At 64.2% G+C, this 18,681-nt stretch carries 19 protein-coding genes; 8 read left to right on the forward strand and 11 right to left on the reverse strand.

The annotated features are described in order from the left end of the window. Positions 1-42 precede the first annotated feature (42 nt). Positions 43-363, reverse strand: a complete 321-nt coding sequence (locus Q6A48_RS12070) for a hypothetical protein (RefSeq protein WP_041021550.1) — start codon at positions 361-363, stop codon at positions 43-45. 132 nt (positions 364-495) lie between these two features. Continuing rightward, on the reverse strand, positions 496-1,086 hold the full coding sequence (locus Q6A48_RS12075; protein WP_304554337.1) for a cysteine hydrolase family protein: 591 nt from the start codon (positions 1,084-1,086) through the stop codon (positions 496-498). A 251-nt stretch (positions 1,087-1,337) separates the two neighbouring features. Here Q6A48_RS12075 and prmB point away from each other — a divergent pair, with 251 nt between their 5' ends. After that, positions 1,338-2,246: a 50S ribosomal protein L3 N(5)-glutamine methyltransferase gene (gene prmB, locus Q6A48_RS12080; RefSeq protein ID WP_304554338.1), complete on the forward strand. Its 909-nt coding sequence runs from the start codon at positions 1,338-1,340 to the stop codon at positions 2,244-2,246. A gap of 207 nt (positions 2,247-2,453) precedes the next feature. Here the strand turns inward: prmB and Q6A48_RS12085 are convergent, their stop codons facing one another. Both Q6A48_RS12085 and Q6A48_RS12090 read right to left on the reverse strand, forming a co-directional pair. Next, on the reverse strand, positions 2,454-3,248 hold the full coding sequence (locus tag Q6A48_RS12085) for a hypothetical protein (protein WP_304554339.1): 795 nt from the start codon (positions 3,246-3,248) through the stop codon (positions 2,454-2,456). Positions 3,249-3,347: 99 nt separating this feature from the next. After that, positions 3,348-4,313, reverse strand: a complete 966-nt coding sequence (locus tag Q6A48_RS12090; RefSeq protein WP_304554375.1) for an alpha/beta hydrolase — start codon at positions 4,311-4,313, stop codon at positions 3,348-3,350. Positions 4,314-4,456: 143 nt separating this feature from the next. Between Q6A48_RS12090 and aroC the strand changes: the two genes are divergently transcribed. Genes aroC through Q6A48_RS12105 form a run of 3 tightly spaced genes read left to right on the forward strand, consistent with a single transcriptional unit; the run spans position 4,457 to position 7,305 of the window. Then, on the forward strand, positions 4,457-5,548 hold the full coding sequence (aroC, locus tag Q6A48_RS12095; protein ID WP_304554340.1) for a chorismate synthase: 1,092 nt from the start codon (positions 4,457-4,459) through the stop codon (positions 5,546-5,548). A 34-nt stretch (positions 5,549-5,582) separates the two neighbouring features. Continuing rightward, positions 5,583-6,728 carry an MFS transporter gene (locus tag Q6A48_RS12100; RefSeq protein WP_304554341.1) on the forward strand — a complete coding sequence of 382 codons (1,146 nt, stop codon included), beginning with the start codon at positions 5,583-5,585 and terminating at the stop codon, positions 6,726-6,728. A 34-nt stretch (positions 6,729-6,762) separates the two neighbouring features. After that, positions 6,763-7,305: an acireductone dioxygenase gene (locus tag Q6A48_RS12105; RefSeq protein ID WP_304554342.1), complete on the forward strand. Its 543-nt coding sequence runs from the start codon at positions 6,763-6,765 to the stop codon at positions 7,303-7,305. Between the two features lie 157 nt (positions 7,306-7,462). Here Q6A48_RS12105 and Q6A48_RS12110 read toward each other — a convergent pair whose 3' ends face one another. Continuing rightward, a complete protein-coding gene (locus tag Q6A48_RS12110; protein ID WP_042732342.1) occupies positions 7,463-7,741 on the reverse strand; it encodes a DUF3509 domain-containing protein in 279 nt (92 codons plus the stop codon). 361 nt (positions 7,742-8,102) lie between these two features. Here Q6A48_RS12110 and Q6A48_RS12115 point away from each other — a divergent pair, with 361 nt between their 5' ends. The 4 genes from Q6A48_RS12115 to Q6A48_RS12130 all read left to right on the forward strand — a co-directional run bounded on the left by Q6A48_RS12115 (position 8,103) and on the right by Q6A48_RS12130 (position 11,467). Then, positions 8,103-9,929 (forward strand): long-chain-acyl-CoA synthetase, encoded by a 1,827-nt coding sequence (locus tag Q6A48_RS12115; protein WP_304554343.1) that lies wholly within the window; start codon positions 8,103-8,105, stop codon positions 9,927-9,929. Positions 9,930-10,023: 94 nt separating this feature from the next. Beyond that, a complete protein-coding gene (locus Q6A48_RS12120) occupies positions 10,024-10,542 on the forward strand; it encodes an ankyrin repeat domain-containing protein (protein ID WP_304554344.1) in 519 nt (172 codons plus the stop codon). Between the two features lie 132 nt (positions 10,543-10,674). Further along, positions 10,675-11,205 (forward strand): hypothetical protein, encoded by a 531-nt coding sequence (locus Q6A48_RS12125; protein WP_304554345.1) that lies wholly within the window; start codon positions 10,675-10,677, stop codon positions 11,203-11,205. A gap of 70 nt (positions 11,206-11,275) precedes the next feature. Then, the gene (locus Q6A48_RS12130; protein ID WP_042731740.1) at positions 11,276-11,467 is read left to right on the forward strand and encodes a PLDc N-terminal domain-containing protein; all 192 of its coding nucleotides are present in this window, start codon (positions 11,276-11,278) and stop codon (positions 11,465-11,467) included. Between the two features lie 58 nt (positions 11,468-11,525). On the opposite strand, the gene Q6A48_RS12135 is transcribed toward Q6A48_RS12130, so the two are convergent. From Q6A48_RS12135 to Q6A48_RS12160, 6 genes are all read right to left on the reverse strand, one after another. Then, positions 11,526-12,731: an MFS transporter gene (locus Q6A48_RS12135; protein ID WP_304554346.1), complete on the reverse strand. Its 1,206-nt coding sequence runs from the start codon at positions 12,729-12,731 to the stop codon at positions 11,526-11,528. Positions 12,732-13,020: 289 nt separating this feature from the next. Next, positions 13,021-14,019 carry a sulfate ABC transporter substrate-binding protein gene (locus Q6A48_RS12140; RefSeq protein ID WP_304554347.1) on the reverse strand — a complete coding sequence of 333 codons (999 nt, stop codon included), beginning with the start codon at positions 14,017-14,019 and terminating at the stop codon, positions 13,021-13,023. Positions 14,020-14,105: 86 nt separating this feature from the next. Beyond that, positions 14,106-14,930, reverse strand: a complete 825-nt coding sequence (locus Q6A48_RS12145; protein ID WP_304554348.1) for an ion transporter — start codon at positions 14,928-14,930, stop codon at positions 14,106-14,108. Between the two features lie 21 nt (positions 14,931-14,951). Further along, the gene (locus Q6A48_RS12150; RefSeq protein WP_304554349.1) at positions 14,952-15,854 is read right to left on the reverse strand and encodes an urea transporter; all 903 of its coding nucleotides are present in this window, start codon (positions 15,852-15,854) and stop codon (positions 14,952-14,954) included. A 109-nt stretch (positions 15,855-15,963) separates the two neighbouring features. Next, a complete protein-coding gene (gene pyk, locus Q6A48_RS12155; protein WP_304554350.1) occupies positions 15,964-17,379 on the reverse strand; it encodes a pyruvate kinase in 1,416 nt (471 codons plus the stop codon). Further along, positions 17,369-18,649, reverse strand: coding sequence for a glycerate kinase type-2 family protein (locus Q6A48_RS12160; protein WP_304554351.1), 1,281 nt, complete (start codon positions 18,647-18,649; stop codon positions 17,369-17,371). The genes pyk and Q6A48_RS12160 overlap by 11 nt, the downstream gene beginning before the upstream one ends. Positions 18,650-18,681 lie beyond the last annotated feature (32 nt).

The following is an 18,681-nucleotide window of genomic DNA, read 5'->3' on the forward strand; positions in this document are numbered from 1 at the left end:
AACTCTGGCGGGATCAGGCGCGACAAAACGTCGGATGGCGGCTCAGTCGTGTTTTTTCATCAGGTGCGGAGCCATGGCCAGCTCCAGGGATTGGCGGGCGCGGCGGCGGCAGCGGCGCCAGAGCCAGACGCCCAGCCACAGGACGAGCAGGCCGACCGCCAGGATAATGGCCGAACCGAGCGGGGTGGCGTTCAAGTCGCCCATCGCGGGCGGGCGGCCCAACAGGCTGGCGGCACCGGCCATGGCCAGCAGGACACCGAGCGTCGCCAGGAGCGCGGCGATCGCCGCGCCGAAACGAAATCGCCAGTTGCTCGGGCCTTTGGGCCGCAAGCGACGTGCGTCAAAACCATCGGATAACTTCATTCCGACCTTCCTCAATGGGTATCGGCCCTTCGACCGGAAGATGTTCGGGTTGTTCCTGAGGCTAGGGCAATTGCGGCAAATGAGAGGCTTTTGCGGATGAGCGGCGGCAGCGGCCGCTCATCGAAGGGTCGATCAGACGAAATCCCGGGTCAGGGCCAGGGTGGCGAAGTTGTCCGCCATGATCGCCATTTCGGTCTGGTGCACGTGCTCGGCGCTGAGCACGCCGCCTTTGTGGGGCAGGTCGCGGGTGGCGCAGGCGTCTTCCACCAGGGTGCAGCGAAAGCCCAGGTTCTTGGCGGCGCGCACGGTGGTGCTGACGCTGGAGTGGCTCATGAACCCGCAGACGATCAGGTCCAGGGGGCCGAACTCTTCCAGGCGCTTCTTCAGTTCGGTGCCGTGGAAGGCGCTGGGCAGCAGCTTGCCGATGATGGCCTCGTCGCCCTGGGGTTCGAGCCCCGGAATGAACTCGCCGCGTTCGCCTTGTGGATCGAACAGCCCGCCGTGGGTGCCCAGGTGGCGCACATGCACGATCGGCCGACCGGCTGCACGGGCCGCGCCGAGCAATTGCTTGATGTTCGCGACTGCTTCATCCATGCCGCTCAGGGCCAGCGGGCCGGCGAGGTATTCCTTCTGGGCGTCGATGATGATCAGGGTCGCTTGACTCAGATTGGCCGCTGCGTAACCGCGACCGCTGAGTTGAAACATCGTTTTTGGAACGGACATTCTGGGGCTCCTTCGGGTGGGGCTTTTGCGACATTGTCCTCTCGCCGAGCGGTTCTGTGAATCGCTTCCATTGCAAGCGGCGCCGTTGCTGGCCTACAGCCTTGTCAAGATGCTCGTCTTGTTCAATAGGTCGCGCAAAAAACGGATAGATCCTACGAGTGCCTCGGTGTTTTCTTTCGTCTTGGAGGCGTGTTTGGACTGGGGACGCTTGGCTGGTAGACTCGCCCGTCGATTTTTCTGGAGTTGCCGCCGTGATCACTTCCCGCCTTCGTACCCTGCGCGACCATATCCGTTGGGCCGTCAGCCGTTTCCATGGGGAGGATCTGTTTTTCGGCCATGGCACCGACAACGCCTGGGATGAAGCCCGCCAACTGGTGTTGGGCGCGCTCCACCTGCCGTGGGAAATTGCCGATAGCTACCTGGACTGCCGCCTCGAAGACGAGGAATTGGTCCACGTGCAGCGTTTGCTGCGCCGGCGCATCGATGAGCGTATTCCGACGGCCTACCTGCTGGGTGAGGCCTGGTTCTGCGGGATGTCGTTCATCGTCGACGAGCGCGTGCTCATCCCACGTTCGCCGATCGGCGAGCTCATCGAAAAGCGCTTCGAGCCTTGGCTGGGCCAGGCGCCGGCGCGGATCCTCGACCTGTGCACCGGTTCCGGCTGCATCGGGATCGCCTGTGCCTATGAGTTCCCCGAGGCCGAAGTGGTGCTGGCCGACCTGTCGTTCGAAGCGCTGGAAGTGGCCAACCAGAACATCGAACGCCATGGCGTCGACGAGCGGGTATTCACGGTCCAGGGCGATGGCTTCGACGGGTTGCCGGGGCAACGTTTCGACCTGATCGTATCGAACCCGCCCTACGTCGATGCGGAAGATTTCGCCGACATGCCGCCGGAATACCAGCACGAGCCGGAACTGGGCCTGGCGTGTGGCGACGATGGCCTGAACCTGGTCCGGCGGATGCTGGCCGAGGCGGCCGATCATCTGACCGAGAAGGGCTTGTTGATTGTCGAAGTGGGCAACAGCCAGGTGCACGTCGAGGCGCTGTACCCGGAAGTCGATTTCGCCTGGCTGGACTTCGAGCGCGGCGGCCATGGCGTGTTCATGCTCAGCGCCGAGCAGTGCCGCCAGCACCAGGGGTTGTTTGCTTCGCGGGTTTGATCGCTGTCAGGGGCAGCGCTTTTGTGGCGAGCGGACTTATCTTGCGGCGAGGGGATTTATCTGTGGCGAGGGGATTCATCCCCGCTGGGGTGCGAAGCACCCCCCCTTGCCCCACTCACGCGGCATGTCCAGACATTGCAAGGGGCTGCTGCGCAGCCCAACGGGGATAAATCCCCTCGCCACAGGTCATGTGTCAAACCGCCGGGATCAGTGCCGCGTCGCAATCCAGATCAACAGCCCCGCCTGGAACATGGCGAACGCCACCAGGCAGGTGATGGTGAAGCGCAGGCCGGTGTCTTCGCGCTTGAACTTGTTGACCTTCTCTTCCTGCTGCTTGAGCTTGACCTCCTGTTCCGCCAGGTTCTGCTCGGCCTGTTGCAGCATCTGCGCGGCTTCGAGGATCTCCACGAACTGCAGCTTCTCGGTGTTCCAGTCTCCCACCAGGTCGCCGACATGGGTCGCCTTGACGCTGCCCTTGAGGTGCTGGGCGTCGGCGTAGACCACTTCGAAACCCTGGGCCTTGAGGAAACGGTCGCGGCGCAGGCGGGTGTCTTCGTTCAGCGCATCCTTGTTGTTCAGGTCGCTGCCCTCGACCCGGTAGGCCGACCAGCGTTTCTTCGCCCAAGCGATGCCCTGGGCGGCAAGGAAGCGGCCGATGCCGCGGTTCATCGGTTCGATCTGCAGGTTGTCCGGGGAAAAAGACAGGCGCTTTTCGACGTGATCGGCCCAGATATCCAGGTGATTCTGTTCCTTGCGCACGCGTTGCCCGGGCAGCTTGATGCTCAAGCGCAACAGGCTGCGTTCCTTGCTGTGACGCTCGGCATAGCTGAACTCGACGAAACGCAAGGGGCGCGCACCCGTGGCGCGGTCGGTCTTGAGCGGGGCCAGCCGGAGCATCTTGTGATGTTCGGCTTGCACGTCCGCCCAAGGCAGTTCCGCCGCAGGCGTGGCGGTCGCTTCGGTGGCGACGTCGGTATCGGGTGAAGTGGATGCTTCAGTCATAACGGCAAAATCCTGTCCTGGCCGGCGGGTCGGCAGCGATTGCGCTGTCCGACACCGGTATATCGGCCGTTTGCGCCAGGACTGGAGGGGAAAAAGCGTTTAACGGGTGGCGATCGAGCGAATGAACGCCGGGATGCGCGTGCCGAGTTCGGCGGCCAGGGGGCGGTTGGGGTCCTTGTAGGATTGCAGTTGCTGTTTCACGTCCATGGGCACGATGCGCAGCACATGGTTCATGCCCTCCACCAGCGCCAGTTCGGCGTCGGGCTTGGCGGCTTTCAACTGCTTGGCGTCGTCGACGCTGACCTGGATGTCATGGCTGCCCTGGATGATCAGGGCCGGCATCTTCAGCGCGGCGAAAGCCTGGGCCGGGTCCTGGCGGAACAGCGAGATCAGGTACGGCTGCACGCTGGGGCGGAATATCACCTGCAACGCGGGCGGCACGTTGGCGTCGGGCTTGCCGGCCTTGAGGCTGTCGAGCAACTCGTTGCTGCGCAGCATCAAGGGCACGGGCAAGCGACTGGCCAGTTGCTGGCGCAGGAGCTGGTCGATGGGTCGGGCGCTGCCGGACACTGAAATCACCGCCGCGGCGTTGGCCTGGGGCGCGGCGAGGCTGGCGATCAACGCGCCTTCGCTGTGGCCGAGCAGGATCACCGGGCCCATTCGCGGGTCGGCGGCGAGCTTGCGGCTCCAGGCCACGGCATCGGCGACGTAGGCCTCGACGCTCAGGTTGCGCTCGTCCGGCGTCGCGGCCAGGCTGGCGGCCACGCCACGCTTGTCGTAGCGCACGCTGGCGATGTCGTGCCGGGCCAGGAGCCAGGCCAGGCGCTTGAGGCTGTCGTTGCGCCCGCCTTCGGGGTTGTTGCCGTCGCGATCGGTAGGACCGGACCCGGAAATGATCAGGACCACCGGCACCGGCTTGTCAGACTTGGGCAACAGCAGCGAGCCGAACAACTCGCCGTGGCCTGTATCGAGGCTTATAGGACGTTGCAGCACCGTGGCCTGGGCCAGGCCGGAAAACAGGCCGATAAACAGGGTAACGCTCAAGGCAAGCAGCTTTAACATCATCACGCCATTAGTTGCGAAGGTGCCGGTTGGACTGGCGCCGACCGATAAGGTTCGAGGATGAACTACGCGGGGAGCCTGCGTATACTGGCGCCCAACTACGAATCCAAGGTTGAGTTTCTCAGCGATTTCACGGAGCACCCTGCATGTCCGGCAATACCTACGGCAAGCTGTTCACCGTCACCACCGCGGGCGAAAGCCATGGCCCGGCGTTGGTCGCCATTGTCGACGGCTGCCCGCCGGGCCTGGAAATTGCCCTGGACGACCTGCAACGCGACCTCGACCGCCGCAAGCCCGGCACCAGCCGCCACACCACCCAGCGCCAGGAAGCCGATGAAGTCGAAATCCTGTCCGGTGTCTTCGAAGGGCGCACCACCGGCTGCGCCATTGGCCTGCTGATCCGCAACACCGACCAGAAGTCCAAGGACTATTCGGCCATCAAGGACCTGTTCCGCCCGGCCCACGCCGACTACACCTACCACCACAAGTACGGTGAGCGCGACTACCGGGGCGGCGGTCGCAGTTCGGCCCGGGAAACCGCCATGCGCGTGGCGGCCGGGGCGATTGCCAAGAAATACCTGGCCAGCCAGGGCATCGTGATCCGTGGCTACATGAGCCAGCTGGGCCCGATCGAGATCCCGTTCAAGACCTGGGATTCGGTGGAGCAGAACGCATTCTTCTGTCCCGACCCGGACAAGGTCCCGGAGCTCGAGGCCTACATGGACCAACTGCGCCGTGACCAGGATTCGGTGGGCGCGAAGATCACCGTGGTCGCCGAAGGGGTCATGCCCGGCCTCGGCGAGCCGATCTTCGACCGCCTCGACGCCGAACTGGCCCACGCGCTGATGAGCATCAACGCGGTGAAAGGCGTGGAGATCGGCGCCGGTTTCGCCTGCGTCGCCCAGCGTGGCACCGAGCACCGCGACGAGTTGACCCCGCAAGGCTTCCTCAGCAACAACGCCGGCGGCATCCTCGGTGGTATTTCCTCGGGCCAGCCGATCGTCGCGCACCTGGCCTTGAAGCCCACGTCCAGCATCACCACGCCGGGGCGTTCCATCGACACCCAGGGCAATCCGGTGGACGTCATCACCAAGGGCCGCCACGACCCCTGCGTCGGCATTCGTGCCACGCCGATCGCCGAGGCGATGATGGCGATCGTGTTGATGGACCACCTGCTGCGCCATCGCGGCCAGAACGCCGACGTACGGGTGGGCACCCCGGTGCTGGGCCAGCTCTGATGGCTGGCCTGCCGGCCGCCGTGGCCTGACGACCATGGCGGCAGTGCCGTACTGGCGGCTCTCCAGTTTCTACCTGTTCTATTTCGCCCTGCTCGGTTCCACGGCGCCGTTCCTGGCGCTGTATTTCGATCACCTGGGGTTCAACGCGGCGCGCATCGGCGAGCTGGTGGCGATTCCCATGCTGATGCGCTGCGTCGCGCCGAACATCTGGGGCTGGCTGGGGGATTACACCGGCCGGCGCCTGGCGATCGTGCGCTTTGGCGCGGTCTGCACGTTGCTGGCTTTTTCGTTGATCTTCCTCGACAAGCGCTACGCCTGGCTGGCGATGGTGATGGCGCTCCATGCGTTCTTCTGGCACGCGGTGCTGCCGCAGTTCGAGGTCATCACGCTGGCCCATTTGGGCGGGCAGGCCTCGCGCTACAGCCAGATCCGCCTGTGGGGCTCGATTGGCTTCATCATCACGGTGGTGCTGCTGGGACGCCTGTTCGAATGGCTGAGCCTGGACATCTACCCGGTGGCGCTGGTGCTGATCATGGCCGGTATCGTGCTCGCCAGCTTCTGGGTCCCCAATGCCCAGCCATTGCAGGGGCCCCGCGTGACGGGGGAGGGGTTCGTGCGGCAACTGCGCAACCCCGGCGTCCTGGCGTTCTACCTGTGCGTGGGCCTGATGCAGGTCAGCCATGGGCCGTACTACACCTTCCTGACCTTGCACCTGGAACAGTTGGGCTACAGCCGTGGGCTGATCGGCCTGCTCTGGGCCGTTGGGGTGGTGGCCGAAGTGCTGGTGTTCCTGCTGATGAGCCGCATCCTGGCGCGTTTTTCCGTGCGCCGCGTGCTGCTGGCGAGTTTCCTGCTGGCGGCGTTACGCTGGCTGTTATTGGGCTCGCTGGCGGAGTTTGTCTGGGTGCTGTTGTTCGCCCAGGTGTTGCACGCGGCGACCTTCGGCAGCTTCCACGCCGCAGCCATCCATTTCGTACAACGCAGCTTTGGCCCCCGCCAGCAAGGCCAGGGCCAGGCGCTGTACGCGGCCCTGGCCGGCACGGGCGGGGCATTGGGCGCCTTGTATTCCGGCTACAGCTGGAGCGCATTGGGCGCCAGTTGGACCTTCAGCCTGGCCAGCCTCGCCGCCGTCGCCGCCGCGGTTATCATCGCGACACGCATGCAAGAGGACCGGCCATGAGCCTTCGCACCGTTATTTTCCTGGAGTCATTGTCATGAGCAGCCTGTCCGTCTATCACGTCTCGACCCCTGACCTGCCATACAAGGTGCTGACCCACTTCGACGACATCGCCGCGACGCTGGCCGAACAAGGCGTGCGCTTCGACCGCTGGCAACCGGCGGCAAGCATTGCCGCTGGCGCATGCCAGGAAGACATCGTCGCGGCGTACAGCCACGGGATCGACTCTCTAATGACCGAGCGCGGCTACACCTCGCTGGAACTGATCCGTGTCACCGGCGATAACCCGGAAGAGGCCGAGCGGCATGCCCGGCTCCTTGCGGAACACAGCCAGGATGTAGAGGAAGCCCGCTTTTTCGTCACGGGTCGTGGGTTGTTCGCCCTGCACATCGGCGATTACGTCTACGCCGTGCTCTGCGAAAAGAACGACCTGATCATGTTGCCGGCTGGCATGGCGCGGTGGTTCGACATGGGCGAGCAGCCGCATTTCATCGCGCTTCGCCTGTCCAGCGCCCAAGGAGGGGAGATGCGGTTCAGCGGCGACGATATCGCCAGCCGATTCCCGCGCCTGGAGGATTGAAGGGACAGGTGTAGCGCTTGGAGCCTCCGCGCGCCACACAAACCCATGTGGGAGCGAGCCTGCTCGCGAAACGGTGCATCAGTCGGTGAGGGCCACCTGATGTTCCGTCTTCGCGGGCAAGCCCGCTCCCACAGAGGTAGTGCTACAGCGTCCTGGATCAGGCGCTGTGATAAGTCGGCAGGGCGAAACGATGCTGGCTTTGCAGCATGGCAATCTGTGGCAGCTCGCTGGCTTGTTCGGCCAGGTCACGGCGGATCGCGCTGATCGCCCAGGACAGTTGGTCGCCGGCATGCAACTGGGCGTAGGAAATCGTGCGCTTGAACAGTTTGCCTTCGCTGTTGCGCAGAGTCAGCAGGATGCCGCCATCCGGGCGGGCTTGGGTGGTCACTTCATAGTTGGAAAACAGGGACGCGAACTTCTCTTGAATCATGTTCATATTTGACTGCTCCATGGTCTTGTTAGCAAACCGTGGAGGGGGAGTTGCAGCGTCTGTGCCAGCGTTGGGTTATTTAAAAAATCCTTAAAAAACAATAATTTAATAAAATATTCGATTTTCGCTTTCGTGCATCTTGCATGAATGGTCATCGTGCATCCTGCATTTTGCGGGGTCAGTCGGTTTTATTTGGAACCAATCGTCCTCGCGGCGCTCACGCTTCGCCTGCGCCTGCCTGGCGGATACAAAACATTGCAAAAACCGCATGTACAGCGCCGGAACCCCTGGCGTACTTTCGAGCGCAACCGAGCTGCAGCCCGCCCACACAAAAACAGGCCCACAGGGTCGGACACGGAAGATCACCATGAGTCGGACAACCGGCGACGCCATTACCTGGGGCATGATGCTGCGCAAGTTGCCCGCCATTGCCAGGGCCGTGCCGCGGATCGTCAAGGGCATGCAGCTGGCCAACGTCCAGGACCCGACCCAGCCCTGCGGCCTGGGCTGGTGTTTCGAACAGGCCGCGCAACGTAACCCCCAGGGCCCGGCGCTGCTGTGCGGCGATACCGTGCTGAGTTATGCAAAGGCCAATGGACAGGCCAATCGCATCGCCCATTACCTGTTGGCACAGGGCATCGGGAAGGGCGACTGCGTGGCGATTTTCATCGAGAACCGACCCCAGCTGCTGATCACCGTATTGGCCGTGGCGAAGATCGGCGCGGTCAGTGCCATGGTCAACACCGCCCAGGTGGGGGATGCCCTGGTGCACAGCCTGGCCCTGGTCGCGCCCGTCGCCATCGTGGTCGGCGAGGAACGGGTCGGGGCATTCGATGATGTGCGCGGCCGGGTCGGGCTGCCGGCGTCGCGAACCTGGTGGGTGGCGGACGAGGACGGCGCCGACGTGGCGCCCGGTTTCGTCGACCTGATGGCCCACAGCCGTGACGCCTGCGCTGAAAACCCGGCGAGCAGTCGCCAGGTGTTCTTCAACGATCCTTGTTTCTACCTCTACACCTCGGGCACCACGGGCTTGCCGAAGGCCGGGGTGTTTCGCCATGGACGCTGGATGCGCACGTCCACCAGCTTCGGCTTGGTCGCCCTGGACATGCAGCCCGGCGATGTCTTGTATTGCACCTTGCCGCTGTACCACGCCACGGGGCTGTGCGTGTGCTGGGGCGCGGCGATCTGCGGCGCCTCGGCCCTGGCGATCCGGCGCAAGTTCAGCGCCAGTCAGTTCTGGAACGATGTGCGTCGCTACCGGGCGACCACCCTCGGCTACGTCGGCGAGCTGTGTCGCTACCTGATCGACCAGCCTGCCAGCGGCGAGGACCGCCAGCATGGGGTGAAGAAGATGGTCGGCAACGGCTTGCGGCCGGGGGCCTGGTCTACCTTCAAGTCGCGTTTCGGCGTCGAGCACATCTGCGAGCTGTACGCGGCCAGCGACGGCAACATCGGCTTCACCAACGTCCTGAATTTCGACAACACCGTCGGGTTCTCGCTGATGGGCTGGGACCTGGTGCAGTACGACCATGACAGTGGCCTGCCATTGCGCAACCTGCAAGGGCGCATGCAGAAAGTCCCCAAGGGCCAACCGGGCCTGTTGCTGGCGCGGATCGACGACAAGGCGCCGCTGGATGGCTACACCGACCCGGCCAAGACCGAGAAGATCATCTACCGCGATGTCTTCGTCCCCGGCGATCGCTATTTCAACACGGGCGACCTGTTGCGCAACATCGGCTTTGGCCATGGACAGTTCGTCGATCGCCTGGGCGACACCTACCGCTGGAAAGGCGAGAACGTCTCCACCACGGAGGTGGAAAACGTGCTGCTGCAACATCCGCAAGTGGCCGAGGCGGTGGCCTACGGCGTGGAGATCCAAGGCACCAACGGCCGTGCCGGCATGGCGGCGATTACCCCGTCCGAGTCCCTGGCGACCCTGGATTTCAGCGAACTGCTGCAGTTCCTGCACGGCAAGTTGCCGACGTATGCGGTGCCGTTGTTCTTGCGCATCAAGGTGAAGATGGACACCACCAGCACCTTCAAGTACCAGAAGGGCCGCCTCAAGGCCGACGCGTTCGACCCTTGCGCCGCGGGTGACGAACCGGTCTACGCCTGGCTGCCCGGTGCCACGACTTATGTGCGGGTGGACCGCTCGCTGGCCGAGCAGATCCAGGCCGGGCGATGGCGCTATTGAGCCTGGCTATGAGCGCTACAGAGAAAAAAGGGATGACAGGGTCCGGGACGGTCGGGAAACTAGCCGCTTTGCGAATGCCCAAATGGAGTTTCCCATGTCCGATACAAGCCGCCAGATGACCCCGGAAGAGGCTGCGGAGTTTGCCGAGCAGGTGTTCAATGTCGCCCGCCAGGGGGACGCCGCCATGATGGCCGCCTTGCTGAGCAAGGGCCTGCCGCCCAACCTGCGCAACCACAAGGGCGACACCTTGCTGATGCTGGCCGCCTACCACGGGCATGTGGAAACGGTGAAGGTGTTGCTCGAACACAAGGCTGACCCGGAAGTGCGCAACGACAACGGCCAGAGCCCGATTGCCGGCGCGGCGTTCAAGGGCGACCTGGCCGTGGTCTCGGCGCTGGTGGACGGCGGCGCGCAGGTGGAAGGCTCATCCTTCGACGGCCGCACCGCGCTGATGATGGCGGCGATGTTCAACCGCGTGGAGATCGTCGATTACCTGATCAGCAAGGGAGCCGACCCGAAAGCCAGGGACGCCAACGGCGCCTCGGCCCTGGATGCCGCGAAGACCATGGGCGCGGTGGACACGACGGCGCAGTTGGAAAAGTTGTTGGGTTGATCGCCTGCCCTGGTGGCGAGGGGTCAGATCCCTTCGCCACAAAACAAAAGAGCAAGGGGCAGCCAGGTCCGTTTCAATGCTCGGATGGGGTATCCTGCGCGCCCTGCAAACCCACCTCCACAGGATCCCCCCATGAAAGCCGCCCTCGTCGAACTCATCAGCAAAATCAGCTCCGGCTGCCTCGGCGAAGCTGACATTGCACGAATCGCCGACGAAGCGGCCCAGGCCTACGCCGATCCGGTGGCTTTCCTGGCGGCCAATCCGGACATCAATTACGACGACAGCTTCCCGATCCCGCTGGGTGAGTGGGTGGTCGTGGGCAGCCTGCCGGATACCGTGCTGTTCCAGGCCGACACCTACGTCGACCTGTTCGAACAGATCGTCGCCTCGTTCGGCCCTGGGGTGGCGTTCAACCTCAAGCCCAAGCAACTGGCGAAAACCGAGGCGCTGACGGCGCTCAACCGCATCCAGATCCAGATGAGCAGCCTGAGCAAGGAAAGCGGCGGCTACGTGCTGATGAACTTCAGCCAACTGCTGGACGATGAATTGCAGATGGTGCTGGTGTTCGGCAATGACGTGCCGCGGGTGCTGGAACTGTGCGCGCAGGTGGGCATCGCCGCCGCGCCGGCCCTGGAAGCCCTCAAGGTCGCCGTCCACATCTGAGGCGATAAACGGAACCCTTGGCGCGGCCCGGCTATCCTAAGTGTGGCTATCACTATTAGGGAGCGACACCATGGGTTCCACCTTCAATGGCCTGATTGGCCTGATTATCCTGGCGCTCGATATCTGGGCGATCATCAATGTGCTCAAGAGCGGTGCGGAAGTCGGGATGAAAGTCCTCTGGGTGCTGCTGATCCTGTTGTTGCCGGTGCTGGGCCTGATCATCTGGGCGATCGCCGGGCCGCGTGGCAATGTGCGGGTCTGAGTCCCGATGAAAATGCCCGGTCGTCATGGGCGACCGGGCATTTTTTTTGTCCCTGATTTCAAGCCGTCGCCAGGGACGCCTTCTGCGAAGCACTCAGGAAACGCAGCAGCACCAGCAGTGGGAATGTACTGCCGACGATCACCACCCACAGCCAGCCGCCGTGTTCGTACACCGCGCTGGCAATCGATGAGCCAAACGCCCCGCCGACGAAGATGCTGGTCATGTACAGCGCGTTCAAGCGGCTGCGGCTTTTCGCGTCGAGGGCGTAGATGGTGCGCTGGCCCAGGACCATGTTCATCTGCACGCAGAAATCCAGGACCACGCCGGTGATGGCCAGGCCGATGACGCTGTAGAGCGGATGGATGAATGCCGGCAGGAAACTCAGGCTGGCGAACAGCATCGCCAGCAGCGAAGCCACGCGGGTATGGCCGGCATCCGCCAGGCGACCGGCGATGGGCGCGGCGACGGCGCCCAGGGCACCGACCAGGGCGAACAAGGCGATTTCAGATTGGGACAACCCATGGTTGCGTGACAGCTCCAGCGGCACGGCGGTCCAGAACAGGCTGAAGGTGGCGAACAGGCCGGCCTGGTAAAGCGCCCGCTGGCGCAACAACGGCTGTTGGCGCAACAAGGTGCCGAGCGAGCGCAGCAGTTGGCCATAAGAGGCGCGATGGTCGGGCTGGCGCTTGGGCACGGTCAGCGCCAGGATGATGCTGATCGCTGCCATCAACGCGGCCGCGATCATGAACATCGCACGCCAGCCGAAGTGGTCGGCCACCACGCTCGACACCGGCCGCGCCAGCAGGATCCCCAGCAGCAAGCCCCCCATGATGCCGCCCACGACGCGCCCCCGGGATTGCTCCGGCGCCAGGTGCGCGGCCAGGGGGATCAGCACTTGCACCGACACCGAACTGAAGCCCACCAGCAGCGAGACCAGCAGGAACACGTTCGGCTGGTCGGTGAACGCCGCCCCCAGCAGGCTGGCAATCGCCACGAAGCTGGTGATGATCATCAACCGGCGGTTCTCCACCAAGTCGCCCAGTGGCACCAGGAAAAACAACCCGAGGGCGTAACCGATCTGGGTCAACGAGACGATCAGGCTGGCCATGGTGCTGCTCAGGCCCACGTCCGGGGCGATCAGTTCGATGATGGGTTGGGCGTAGTAGATATTGGCGACGATGGCGCCACAGCAGAAGGCGAACAGCAGGACCATGCCGCGCGTCAGGCCGGCGCCGGCGTGCAGGGTTGGAGGATGGGCACTCATGGCAATCTCGTCAGTGAACAGGTGGGATGGCGAGAGGCTAAAGCGTTGCGGGGCTCAGGAACAGGCCTTGTGACTGATAACAGACATGCCTGTGGTTGATGATGGATCTCTATGTGCAGGAGACCTCTGCGGCGAGGGGATTTATCCCCGCTGGGCTGCGCAGAAGCTCCAAAAATAGCCATTTGAATATAATCAGCCTGACACACCGGGACTTCAGGTTTTAGGTCTGCTGCGCAACCCAACGGGATAAATCCCCTCGCCACAGGGCTGCGCAGCGCTCATGCCTTTCTTACTGGCCGCTGTAGATCTGATCGAAAATCCCACCGTCATTGAAGTGGGTCTTCTGCACCGTGCGCCAGTCGCCGAAGGTTTTTTCCACCGACAGGAAATCCACTTTCGGGAAGCGATCGGTGTACTTGGCCAGCACCGCCGGGTCCCGTGGACGCAGGTAGTTGGCGGCGGCGATCTCCTGGCCTTCCGGCGACCAGAGGTAGTTGAGGTAGGCCTCGGCCGCCGCGCGGGAGCCTTTTTTCTCGACCACCTTGTCCACCACGCTCACCGGTGGCTCGGCTTCGGCGGATACGCTTGGGTAGACCACTTCGAACTGGTCGCGGCCGAACTCACGGGCGATCATTTCCGCTTCGTTTTCAAAGGTCACCAGCACGTCGCCGATCTGGTTGGTCATGAACGTGGTAGTCGCGGCACGGCCACCGGTATCCAGCACCGGCGCTTGCTTGAACAGCTTGCCGACGAAGTCCTTGGCCTTGTTCTCGTCACCGCCGTTCTTGAGGACATAACCCCACGCCGACAGGTAGGTATAGCGCCCGTTGCCGGAGGTCTTCGGGTTGGGCACGATCACCTGCACGCCGTCCTTGAGCAGGTCGGGCCAGTCCTTCAGTGCCTTGGGGTTGCCCTTGCGCACGATGAACACCGTGGCCGAGGTGAACGGGGCGCTGTGGTTCGGCAGGCGGGTGACCCAGTTATCCGGGACCAGCTTGCCGTTGTCGGCCAGGGCATTGATGTCGGTCGCCATGTTCATGGTGATGACATCCGCCGGCAAGCCATCGATCACCGAGCGCGCCTGCTTGCTGGAGCCGCCGAACGACATCTGCACGGTGATGTTTTCGTTGTGCTCGGCTTGCCAATGCTTCTGGAAGGCCGCGTTGTAATCCTTGTAGAAATCGCGCATCACGTCGTAGGAAACGTTGAGCAGGGTCGGCGCGGCGTGGGCCAGGTTGCCGAAGGCCAGGCCAGCGGCGAGAAGGGAGGCGGCAAAGAAGTTCTTCACTTCGAATTCCTTTTTTATTGGGAAGGGAGATGCCGGGCAAACTAGCTGCAAGCCCATAGCTCTTCAAGCATTTAAAAGTACTTTGCTTATTCCAGTTTCTTAAACAATGCATTGCCGCAACGGGCGCAGAAAGCCGCTGCCGGTTCATGGGTGTTCTTGTTGCACACCGGGCAATCGTGCTTGAGCGAGTCGCCGCGCATGGCAGTGGCCAATTCGGCGGTGAAGATGCCGGTCGGCACGGCGATGATCGAGTAACCGGTGATCATCACCAGGGATGACACCACCTGGCCCAGCGGCGTCTTGGGCACGATATCGCCGAAGCCCACGGTGGTCAGCGTCACGATAGCCCAATAGATGCCCTTGGGAATGCTGGTGAACCCGTGTTCGGGGCCTTCGATGACGTACATCAAGGTGCCGAACACCGTCACCAGGGTCGATACGCTGACCAGGAACACGATGATCTTCTGCTTGCTGCCCCGCAAGGCCGCCAGCAGGTAGTTGGCCTGCTTGAGGTAGGGGCTGAGCTTGAGCACGCGGAAGATCCGCAGCATGCGGATGATCCGCACGATCAGCAGGTATTGGGCATCGCTGTAATACAGCGCGAGGATGCCCGGCACGATCGCCAGCAGGTCCACCAGCCCATAGAAACTGAAGGCGTAGCGCAGCGGCTTGGGCGAGCAATACAGGCGCAGGCCGTACTCGACGATGAAGATGAAGGTGAAGCCCCACTCGATACCGGCCAGCACGGGCGCATAGTTCTTGTGCACGCTGTCGATGCTGTCGAGCATCACGATCACCAGGCTGGCGAGGATGATCAACAGCAGCGTGCTGTCGAAACGCCGGCCGGCCACGGTGTCGGTCTGGAAAATCATTACGTAGAGGCGTTCACGCCAATTGTTGTCGCTGTCCATAACCTTCGCCTGAACCGGTAATCAGCGAAGCCTAGGGTGATTGCCCGGCAAAGCGCAAGGCGCGCAATCGCGGCGGGCCTGGTGCCAGGCCCGGCCGGTGGCCGTGACCAGCCAGCCGGCGAGGATGAACGGGGCTGTCAGTGGCGCCAGGCCCAGGGCGCCGAAGCCAGGCGTGAGCATCACCGCCAGGAGGATGCCCGCCAGTGGCCGCCACGGTCGCCGGCGTCGTTGGCTGAGGGCCAGCGCCACCAGGGCCGGGTTATAGCCGCCCAGGCCGGCAAGGGCGGTGGTGTCTGCCTGATTCAATAGGGCGAAGGCCAGCCCGGCGACCGAGCCAAGCAGGGCCCAGCCGGCGGCGCGGGGACTGGCCAGCAGCAGGCCGATGGCAATCAGCGCACCGGCCAGTGGTTGATCGAGGAAAACTACCTGGCCCAGGCCTCTCAATGGAGCGGTCAACAGCGTGTCGAGCGTCAGAGCCAGCGGCGGCGGCGACGATGGTTCCGGGCTGAGCGCCAGCACCCACCAGCCCAGGCCAACGAACGGCGCGGTGTAGGCGGGCAGGCCGCGAGGGCCGTGGCTGCGCTTGAGCCATTGCTGGACCAGCATCGCACTGAGCCCGCCACCGGCAATGATCAACGGTGCCAGCAAGGCCGACCAGGGCAGCGCCAGGCTCAACAGCAACCCCAGCAGGATGCCGTTGTAGCTGAACAGCCCGGCCTGTCGATCCGCCTTGGCGTAGCCTCGCCGCTGCGCCGTGAGCAAGCCGGCCACGCCGCCCAGCAATGCGCCGCCAAACAACGCGGGCGCGGTAAAGAGAATCGCCAACAGGCACAGCAGGCCGCACAGCGGGTGGCGCTGGAGGAAAATCTGGCTGAAGCCGTTGAGCAGGGCGGTGGCCCAGTCGGGGCAGTGGGGGTTTGTCATGGTATGTCTGATGGACCGGGTTGTTCTTTTCGCGAGCAAGCCCGCTCCCACAGGAACACATCGACCTCCTGTGGGAGCGGGCCTGCTCGCGAAGGGGCCAGTGCAGTCGCTAGATCAACGTCTCGATCCGCAACGAGTTGGTCGAGCCCGGCTGCCCGAACGGCACGCCGGCCGTGATCAGCAGGGTGTCGCCACGCTGGGCCATGCCTTGGGCCTGGGCGATTTCCAGGGCGGTGGAGCAGACCTCGTCCACTTGCCGCAATCGATCATTGACCACCGAGTGCACACCCCAGGCCACGGTCAGGCGGCGCGCGGCGGCCAGGTTCGGCGTAAGGTTGAGGATCGGTACCGTGGGCCGCTCCCGCGCCGCCCGCAGGCTGGAGCTGCCCGACTCGCTGTAGTTCACCAGCACCGCCACCGGCAGGATGCTGCTGATGCGGCGAATGGCACAGCTGATGGCGTCCGACACCGTGGCCTCGGCCTTCGGCCGGCTGACGTCCAGTTGCGTGGGATAGTCCGGGCCGTTTTCCACCTGGCGGATGATCTTGCTCATCATCTGCACGGCTTCGAGGGGGTAGTCGCCCGACGCGGTTTCCGCCGAGAGCATCACCGCGTCGGCGCCTTCGGCCACGGCATTCGCCACGTCGGTGACTTCGGCGCGGGTCGGCGCCGGGGAGAAACGCATGGATTCGAGCATCTGCGTGGCGACCACCACGGGTTTGCCGAGGGCGCGGCAGGTGCCGATGATGGTTTTCTGGATCTGCGGCACGCTTTCGGCCGGCACTTCGACGCCCAGGTCGCCCCGGGCAACCATGATCGCGTCACACAGTTCGGCGATCTCCCGCAGCTGGCTCACGGCCGACGGCTTCTCGATCTTCGCCATCAGGAACGCCTTGTCCCCGATCAGTGCCCGGGCCTCGCGAATGTCGTCGGGGCGCTGGACGAACGACAGCGCCACCCAGTCCACGCCCAGCTCCAGGCCGAAGCTCAAGTCGCGCCGATCCTTCTGGGTCAGCGGGCTCAGGTCGAGCACGGCCTGGGGCACGTTCACCCCCTTGCGGTCGGACAGCTCGCCACCGTTGAGCACTTCGGTGTCGATGGCGTCGGCGTGCCGGGCCGTCACCCGCAGGCGCAGCTTGCCGTCGTCCAGCAACAGGTCCATGCCGGGTTCCAGGGCGGCGATGATTTCCGGGTGGGGCAGGTTGACCCGGCATTGGTCGCCGGGTGTCGGGTCCAGGTCCAGGCGCAGGGCCTGGCCGCGTTGCAGCAGCACCTTGCCGTCGGCGAACTGGCCGACCCGCAGTTTCGGGCCTTGCAGGTCCATCAGGATGCCCAGCGGGTAGTTCAACTGCTGCTCGACCTCACGGATCCAGTGGTAGCGCTGGGCGTGGTCGGCGTGGTCGCCGTGGCTGAAGTTCAGGCGGAAGATGTTCACGCCGGCCCGCACCAGGTCGCGGATGTCTTCGATGCCACGGGTCGCCGGGCCGAGCGTGGCGAGGATCTTGACCTTTTTATCAGGCGTCATGTTTGGGGTTCTCGAGGATCAGGATGGCGCGAAAGTCGTTGACGTTGGTGCGGGTCGGCTCGGTGACGATCAGCCCATCCAGCGCGGCGAAATAGCCATAGCCGTTGTTGTCGTCCAGTTCATCGCTGGCGTTCAGGCCCAGTTCGGCGGCGCGGCGATAGCTGTCCGGGGTCATGAGGGTGCCGGCGTTGTCTTCGGAGCCGTCGATGCCGTCCGTGTCGCCGGCCAGCGCGTAGATGCCGGGATGGCCCTTGAGGCTGTCGACCAGGCTCAGGAGGAATTCGGCATTGCGTCCGCCGCGGCCATGGCCGCGTACGGTGACCGTGGTTTCGCCGCCGGACAGGATCACGCAGGGTGCCGGCAAGGGTTGGCCATGCAGGGCGATTTGCCGGGCGATGCCGGCGTGGACCTTCGCCACTTCCCGGGATTCACCTTCCAGGTCGCCGAGGATCAGTGGGCTGAAGCCGGCCTGGCGGGCCTTCACGGCAGCGGCTTCGAGGGATTGCTGGGGGCGGGCGATCAGTTGGAAGTGGCTGCGGGCCAGGCTCGGGTCACCCGGCTTGACGGTTTCCGATTCCGGACTTTGCAGCCAGGCGCGCACGGCGGCCGGGACCTCGATGTGGTAGCGCTTGAGGATCGCCAGCGCCTCGGCCGAGGTGCTCGGGTCGGCCACCGTGGGGCCGGAGGCGATGACCGTGGCCAGGTCTCCGGGGACGTCGGAAATCGCGTAGGTGTAGACCGTGGCCGGCCAGCAGGCCTTGCCCAGGCGGCCGCCCTTGATCGCCGAGAGGTGCTTGCGCACGCAATTCATCTCGCCGATGGTGGCGCCGGACTTGAGCAGGGCCTTGTTGATCGATTGCTTGTCGGCCAGGGTGATACCGGCCGCCGGCAGCGCCAGCAACGCCGAGCCGCCGCCGGACAACAGGAAAATCACCCGGTCGTCTTCCGTCAGGTCGCTGACCAGCTCCAGGACGCGCTGGGCCACCGCCAGGCCGGCAGCGTCGGGCACGGGGTGGGCGGCTTCCACCACCTCGATTTTCTGGCACGGCGCGCCATGGCCGTAGCGGGTCACCACCAGGCCCGAGACGTCACCCTGCCAACAGCGCTCGACCACCTGGGCCATGGCGGCGGCAGCCTTGCCGGCACCGATGACGATCACCCGGCCGCTGCGATCGCGGGGCAGGTATTGTTCAAGGACGTGCTGCGGATGCGCCGCGTCGATGGCTGTGGCAAACAGCTCGCGCAGCAGTTGTTGCGGATCGACCGACATGGCGGGCTCCCGGAATTCTTGTTATTTGAAGG

The organism is Pseudomonas citrullilanati (assembly GCF_030580855.1).
Classification (GTDB): Bacteria; Pseudomonadota; Gammaproteobacteria; order Pseudomonadales; family Pseudomonadaceae; genus Aquipseudomonas; species Aquipseudomonas citrulli.